General features: G+C 66.0%; 9 protein-coding genes. 6 read left to right on the top strand and 3 right to left on the bottom strand.

The features are described 5' to 3' along the window. Positions 1 to 555: 555 nt before the first annotated feature. Entirely contained in the window at positions 556 to 975 is a 420-nt protein-coding gene (locus tag ACKUB9_RS24600; RefSeq protein WP_407528002.1) for a YybH family protein, read from the top strand. Between the two features lie 346 nt (positions 976 to 1321). Continuing rightward, positions 1322 to 1525 (top strand): hypothetical protein, encoded by a 204-nt coding sequence (locus ACKUB9_RS24605; protein WP_407528005.1) that lies wholly within the window; start codon positions 1322 to 1324, stop codon positions 1523 to 1525. A gap of 499 nt (positions 1526 to 2024) precedes the next feature. Here ACKUB9_RS24605 and ACKUB9_RS24610 read toward each other — a convergent pair whose 3' ends face one another. Continuing rightward, entirely contained in the window at positions 2025 to 2240 is a 216-nt protein-coding gene (locus ACKUB9_RS24610; RefSeq protein ID WP_407528007.1) for a hypothetical protein, read from the bottom strand. Between the two features lie 308 nt (positions 2241 to 2548). Further along, complete coding sequence (locus ACKUB9_RS24615) at positions 2549 to 2872, bottom strand: hypothetical protein (RefSeq protein ID WP_407528010.1); 324 nt, start codon at positions 2870 to 2872, stop codon at positions 2549 to 2551. A gap of 407 nt (positions 2873 to 3279) precedes the next feature. On the opposite strand from ACKUB9_RS24615, the gene ACKUB9_RS24620 reads away from it, so the two are divergent. Both ACKUB9_RS24620 and ACKUB9_RS24625 read left to right on the top strand, forming a co-directional pair. After that, a complete protein-coding gene (locus ACKUB9_RS24620; protein ID WP_407528013.1) occupies positions 3280 to 3768 on the top strand; it encodes a glutathione peroxidase in 489 nt (162 codons plus the stop codon). A 1109-nt stretch (positions 3769 to 4877) separates the two neighbouring features. Next, entirely contained in the window at positions 4878 to 5084 is a 207-nt protein-coding gene (locus ACKUB9_RS24625) for a hypothetical protein (RefSeq protein WP_407528015.1), read from the top strand. Between the two features lie 143 nt (positions 5085 to 5227). Here ACKUB9_RS24625 and ACKUB9_RS24630 read toward each other — a convergent pair whose 3' ends face one another. Continuing rightward, positions 5228 to 5701 (bottom strand): DUF3597 domain-containing protein, encoded by a 474-nt coding sequence (locus tag ACKUB9_RS24630; protein WP_407528017.1) that lies wholly within the window; start codon positions 5699 to 5701, stop codon positions 5228 to 5230. A 157-nt stretch (positions 5702 to 5858) separates the two neighbouring features. On the opposite strand from ACKUB9_RS24630, the gene ACKUB9_RS24635 reads away from it, so the two are divergent. Beyond that, positions 5859 to 6155 (top strand): hypothetical protein, encoded by a 297-nt coding sequence (locus ACKUB9_RS24635; RefSeq protein WP_407528020.1) that lies wholly within the window; start codon positions 5859 to 5861, stop codon positions 6153 to 6155. 206 nt (positions 6156 to 6361) lie between these two features. After that, positions 6362 to 6526, top strand: a complete 165-nt coding sequence (locus ACKUB9_RS24640; protein ID WP_407528023.1) for a hypothetical protein — start codon at positions 6362 to 6364, stop codon at positions 6524 to 6526. Positions 6527 to 6530 lie beyond the last annotated feature (4 nt).

Raw genomic sequence — 6530 nt, forward strand, 5'->3', positions numbered from 1 at the left:
GGATCCTGCTCTAGGTCGGCTGCCCTTCGGTCTCCTCGATCCCAGGACCGTCTTCCTGTGGGATGGAAGGGGACGGCTCCTCGGGCACCGACGGTGCGCCGCCATCGTGCGGTTTCGGATCCTTGCCGGGCTGCGGTGTGTCCGCTTGGTCCATCGCTTCGCTCCTCATCGGTGTGAGTAGCAAGACACGGCGCCGCAAGCAGTTCCAATCGTCTGGCATGAGCATGCGACTGGCGCATGTCTCGGCTTGTCTTTGCAGTACGTCCTGTGAGCGCGGAATGGTCGTGCGGGCTCGCGGGCCTCTACCCGGTGCGCGGAGTGACGGCGGAGTTCCTGCGGGCGCACCTGTCGCGCCGCCCGCGGACCAAGCCGAGGCAGCACCGGGATGTGGCGGTGTCGGAGCACGGCGGCGCCGGTAGCTCGCGCTGAGGCTGGGCGCGGATCGGCACTCAAACCCCCTCGATCGAGCACCGCCCTGTCTCTGCCGCCTGTTTGGATGATCCCGCAGGCTGAAGTAGAATAAACCTCCCAACGAGGGAGGGAGCAATGAGGCGTATGTCCGGACTCCTGTTGGTTGCTGTGGCCGCTCTTTCAGCAGAAGCAGCATTGTCTCAAGAATTCAAGGACACCGCGGCAGCAACAGCCGCTCGCTGGGACAGCGCGTTCAATGCAGGCGATCCATCCAAGGTGGCGCAGGGATACACGAAGAATGCTGTTATCCTTCCAGCCGGAGGGCAGCCAGTCACTGGGCCGCAAGGAGCTGAGGCGCTGTTCGGAGGCTTTGTAAAAGGGGGCGTCAAGAATCATAAGATCACGGTCCAAGGCGGCGAGCAGAAGGGCGAACTCGGCTATGCCTACGGCCGTTGGGAGGCCGACGCCGGAGGGAAGAAACTTGGCGGGCACTGGACGAATGTGCTGATGAATGAGGGCGGCCAGTGGCGCACCGCTCTGCATACCTGGACCTTGGAGCAGTAACGGCTTCCTCAGCCCTTGTTCAGGACCAGCTTTTAGCATGACAGGGCCGGCGATATACTCGTGCGAGGCAGCAGGTCGGACGGCCGGTCGAGAGATGGGGCGGGGCGGCGTCGGATCGAGATCCTGCCGGCGGCCTGGCGTGCCGACAAGCGTACGCCGAACGGTCTCTCACGCATGATGTCGAAGAACGCCGCTCGGCAAGCCGTCACGGTCATCAGGATCTCCGATGCTGCAACGAGCGTCGCTGCGCCACGGCACAGCAATTCAGGGGTATGTATTCACGAATTTCGGGGGATTTGTTGGCCCTGCGGCTGCATGTCAGATTGGAAGAAGGAGGCATGCTGACATGCAAGACATTCGCAAAGAGGTGACGTTCGATGGTCGCTGCACTCTCCACCTCGGCCAAGTCGTCATCAGCGACCTGAGCGAAGACCAGGCGGACGCCATCGTGGCGACCTACAGGCGCGTCTCGGACGAGCATGGTGGCCGCGCCGTCGAGGTGATGGCCTCGGCCACGGACATGTCGGGCGTCAGACCTCTTCGCTGGTAACCTGCGGGTAACCGGTTCGTTCGATCCTGTGCCGCTTCGATAGCAGGCGCGGCCGTGGCATCGCGCCGTCTGGTGGTCCCACGAGGGAGGCGCCGATGTCGTTGGAGGCACATGTCCGTCGCTCGACCGCTCGATCGAAGGTCCGCGAGGTCAGGCCGGCCGTGATCGGGCACGATCCGCATTTTCCCCCGCTCGATCGATGCAAGAGCGTGAGCCCCGCTCAGCCGGCAGCCTCGACCGACCTGGCGGATTCCCTCTACGATCCGCACTTCCCGCCGCTTCGGCGAGCGTGACGTCATCGACGGCGCCGAACGGTTCTCATCACCGCCAGCGGACGCCACGGCCTATTCCGCGGCGCGTGGATGGACGGCCAGGTGTTGGACCTGAGGAACTTGAGATTGCGGGGCGCATGAGGGGCTGTTCGCGCCCGGCGAGCGTCTCTGGGTTCGCGAGATGGTAGCCGCACCGGGCGCCGTCGATCCGGCGATGGGAGCAGGGATCATCCGCGAACAGAAACACTCTCTGGTACGCGGCGGACGGACTCGCGCCGGACAACCCCATCGCGCAGCGCGGTCGATGGCGGCCGGGCATCGTCATGCCGCGCTGGGCATCCCGCCTCGCTCTCACCGTTCGAGAGGTAGGTGTCGAGCGGCTTCACGACATCACGGAAGAGGCCGCCGATGCCGAGGGCGTCAGTCACTTCGTAGAGCAGCATGACCCGTCGGGCTCCTGACGCTGGCAGCCGAGCGTTGATCGCACGTGCCTCATCCACCGGTACTACGGCTCGTCGACGAAAGTGTTCCGCCTTCTCCCGGGAGACGCTGCATAGCCCGAGGACATGGGCCGCGACGCTTCAAGCCGAGAACCTTCGCTCCACCGTTCGGCGCGCGAACATGGACGCGCTACCGGTCTCCAAGGATGGATCGATCAGGCAGCGGAGGTGCCGACCGCCCAGCCGGGGGGCTGAAGGCGAGGCGGTCGGCCCTTCGCGAGCACGTGCCTCGGCACGCTCCTGCGAACCCGTCAGTCACAGGCCTGCACGTAGCGGCCCTTGCGGGGACTGAAGATCATCTCGCAGTCGCCGTAACCGCCATACGAGCTCATGAAGTAGCCGCCCGCCGGGTAGCCCCAGCCGGTGTGGTGGAAGCCTCCATGCCGGTGGAACCCGCCGCGCCCCCATCCGCCGTGGTGGCCGCCGAAGCCGCCGGAATGAGGTTCGCCGACAGCAATCCCGCGGCCGCCTCCGAAGCCGCGGCCACCGTGGCCGCCACGAGCTTCGGCGCCGCTCGCGCCCACCGCCAGCGTTGCGATGGCCAAGCCCGCCATCATCATCTTGGTCGATTTCACAGTCTGTCTCCCTGGTTGGGAAACGGACCGTGCGCCCGACGCACGGTCGCGACTGTGAGGCGCCTCACACAGGCAGGCGAAGCATCTCCGCGTCCCGGCCCCTGATCGCCGAGGCGCGGCTGCACCATCGAGGCCGCCGAGCGGCCCGCGCAGACTGGTGCCGATCGGCGTGCCGCGAGAGGGTAGCCCCGCCTGCGCGCGCTGCCCGACAAGATGAAGCCGGCCGATTTTCGGAGGTTGCCGGATTGGACAGCACATTCGCTTGCTTCGGAACAAACGCAGCGTTGCCATGCTATGAGTGGCTAGAGCAGGATCCGATCGCGTTGCAGTCGGGACCTGCTCCAAGTTCTTGATAGTGTCGCATTCTCTGCGACGAACCGGTGGCCACTTCGTCGGACAATGCCTTGATGACCACGCTCTACGACTTCACGCCCGCGGGAGCCGACGGCATTCCGCACCCGCTCTCAGAATACCGCGGCAAAGTCCTGCTCATCGTCAACACGGCCTCTCGCTGCGGTTTCACTCCGCAATACGAAGGATTGGAGGCGCTCTGGCGACGATACCGCTCCGCAGGGTTCGTCGTGCTGGCCTTTCCGTGCAACCAGTTCGGTGCACAGGAACCCGGAGCGGCCGACGAGATCGCACAGTTCTGCAGCTTGACCTACGCCGTGACGTTTCCGGTGCTCGCCAAGATCGATGTGAACGGACCGAAGGCCGAGCCGCTCTACGTGCATCTCAAACGCGAGCGCCCCGGCCTGTTCGGCAGCCGAGCGATCAAGTGGAACTTCACCAAGTTCCTCGTGGGGCGCGATGGGCGGGTGCTCGCCCGCTACTCGCCGCGGACGAAGCCCTCCGCCATGGAGGGCGTCGTCACGGCCGCACTCGGCGTCCGGTGAACACCTGCGTGGCATTCGACGACAGTCAGCCTGTCGTGCAGCCTGTCATGGGGGTGGGCCATCAGCCGGCGTGCGGTTCCTGTTCCCCGCCTCGCCGACCCTCCCGCGACCACCCGGCCCACCGAGCGTCACAGGGTCGGCCCAGAGAACTGGTCCACGGCCGCCCCGTCATCACGAGCCTCGCCAACTTGGCAGTCCTCCGCGGAGCCGGAGCGCCTCGGACCGAATAGGTAGCAGGGATGGTGATGGGTCTAGCAGACGCGCGGCGGCCGTCACAGGGCCAACGCTCCAGGTTGCCTGGTTCCACAGCTTATCGAGCATGTGCGCAGGCGCACGCCAAGCGCATCCTCCGCCGACTAGATTGAGCTTGCCCTCATCGGGCGTTTCCTCCCTCGACTTCGGGCCGCTTGCGAGGGCGGCCTTTTTTATATCCAAGCCGCAGATCGCCTCACAGGCCCGCCTCCTGCTCGGCCCGGTGTTGGCTCCTGGCCGCGCGGTATTCGGTGGTCCGGGACCGCTTCTTGTTGGGAGTGGCGCCTACGTCAGGGGTCGACGCCGTTCTCATCTCCAGCGCGTTCAGCTCGGACGTCGTGTTCTGCACGGCCGCGCCTGCGACCAACCAAGCAGCCGCGGCTGCCACCAACCACCTGCCCATACCGCGCGACCGCCGCATCCCTCTGCTCCGCTGAAGGCAACAGGCCGGACAACGCGCTCAGGCACACGCGGTTCACACAGGATAAAGAAAAGGCCCGCACAAGGCGGGCCTGAGGATCACTCTTGGCCGCAGGAACGATTCCGCAAGCCAACAGTTGTCGATGTGCAGTGCAGCGATGGCGTCGCTGTGCTGCTGCCCTCATGGGGCGTTTCCTCTCTAGACTTGGGCCGCATCTTCGGGTGCGGTCCTTTTTCGTCCAGGGCTGATTAGCCTAACTCAACGCTGACAACTTGGTTGCATCCGCCGGCGGCAGAAGGTGCCCAAGTGTGCAGCATCTCGGGTCCGGGCGGCTGAGCTTGGGGCTGCACTGTGTGGAGCTTGGCCAAGAGGGGACCGAGCGATCGCCCGATCCCCTCTCGGTTCGATCCTCCGATGCCGTCAGCGGGACGTGGGCGTGCCCGATCCGCTGCTGGTGTTCGATCCTCCGCTACGACCGGTCGTCGGCACAGTCGTAGAGCCAGGGTCAACACCGGTCGTCGGAGCCGTGACCGTCCCGGTGGCCGCCGGCATGTCACGGTTCGGCATGCCCTTCTCAGCGTTGCTCTTCACGCTGCCAGGGTTGTTCATGTTGCTCTCGGCGCTGCCCGGCGCGGTGGCCTGAGCCAGTGCGGCGCCCGTGAAGGCGAGAGAGGCAGCAAGAGCGACGATTGTGGTTCGCATGAGGCATATCTCCGAACTGGACTTCACGGCCCAACGCGCCCGCTCAGAGAAGGTTCTTGTCAGCCAGACGATGCCCAGATGAGCTCAGGCATGCCTCAGATCGTCCGGCACCCTTCCGCCATTCTCCGCCAGCTTCTGCATCACCTGCTTGTGCAGCCAGACGTTCATGGTCGCGGTATCGTCCGTGTCGCCGCTGTAGTGCAGCTCCTTCGCCAGTTCCCGGCGGGCCGCCAGACTGCTGTCGAGACCCAGGAGCTTCATCAGATCCACGATGGATCTCTTGTAGTCGAGCTGTTGGCCGGAGTTGGAGGCGAGGTCTTGCAGTACGGCGCCCACGTCCACACCGGCCGGGGTGCCTGCGGTTGGATCGTTGGCGATGGGGGAGGGGGCCCCGCTCATGGCCGGGGCGGCGGCGCTGCTCGCGGAGCCCGATGGACCGCCCGCTCCGGTGCTCCCTCCTGCCGTGACGTTCGGGGTCTCCGAGGCGTGCGGCGCAGCGGCTTGGGCGGTTGCCGGGCCACCGAAGATCTTCGATAGGATCGAACCGAAGATGCTCATGAATCACTCCTGTCCTGCTGTGGTCCTGTTCGTGCGGCGACCAACGGCAGGTCGGAGAGGGGGTTCCTGGCAGCCGATGATGAGGGCGACGCGTGGCGGGATCGCGGCCAGGCCTCGCGCGTTAGGACGACGTTCCTTTCGAGCACGAGGTAGCGCGGTGCAGGATCTCCTCGACGGCACGGCGGCCGCTGGGCAACTCACGAACTCTCCCGCTGCGGCTGAGAGCCTGACGGCCAAGCAACGAGCGGCCTTCGCGGCAGCCGGTCGGGCGTTGCTCGATGGCTGCCTCAGTCACCTCGAAGACGAGGAGCAGGCCGCGTTCTGGAGCGCAATCCGGCTCTGCTACAACCGCCCCTACAGCCCTCCGGAGCCGATGGTGCCTGAGATCGGCTCCGTGGTTCTGCCTGTGGCCGACATACCGGTGCCTGCAGATATCGGCCCGCCACTCGCATAAGGCACCGGCGTATCGCCGTACCGCCTGCGCGATCAGGGAGACGCCCGATCAGCGAACGTTGCGAGGGCGCGAGGGGGCGACGTCGGGCCCATCTCGCCCCGCATGCAGCCGCCGCATATCCGATCTGTGGCATGTGGTATACCAATGCGCGTTGTGCAGTGCGATACACCGCTCATCGCAGCCGCACACACCACCGGACGCCCGCCATGACGATCGCCCTCCTCCTCGCCGGTCTCGCCGCCGTCGCCGTCGGGCCGGCGCTCGCCCTCCTCACCGACCGCCTCGGCCTCGCGGCGCCCGACGCCGAGACCGCCGGCATGTTCGTGGCCGTCAACGACAACGCCCAGACCTCGCTCCAGCGCGCCGCCTGAGCGA

Origin of the sequence: Methylobacterium oryzisoli, from assembly GCF_046557895.1 — a bacterium.
Classification (GTDB): Bacteria; Pseudomonadota; Alphaproteobacteria; order Rhizobiales; family Beijerinckiaceae; genus Methylobacterium; species Methylobacterium oryzisoli.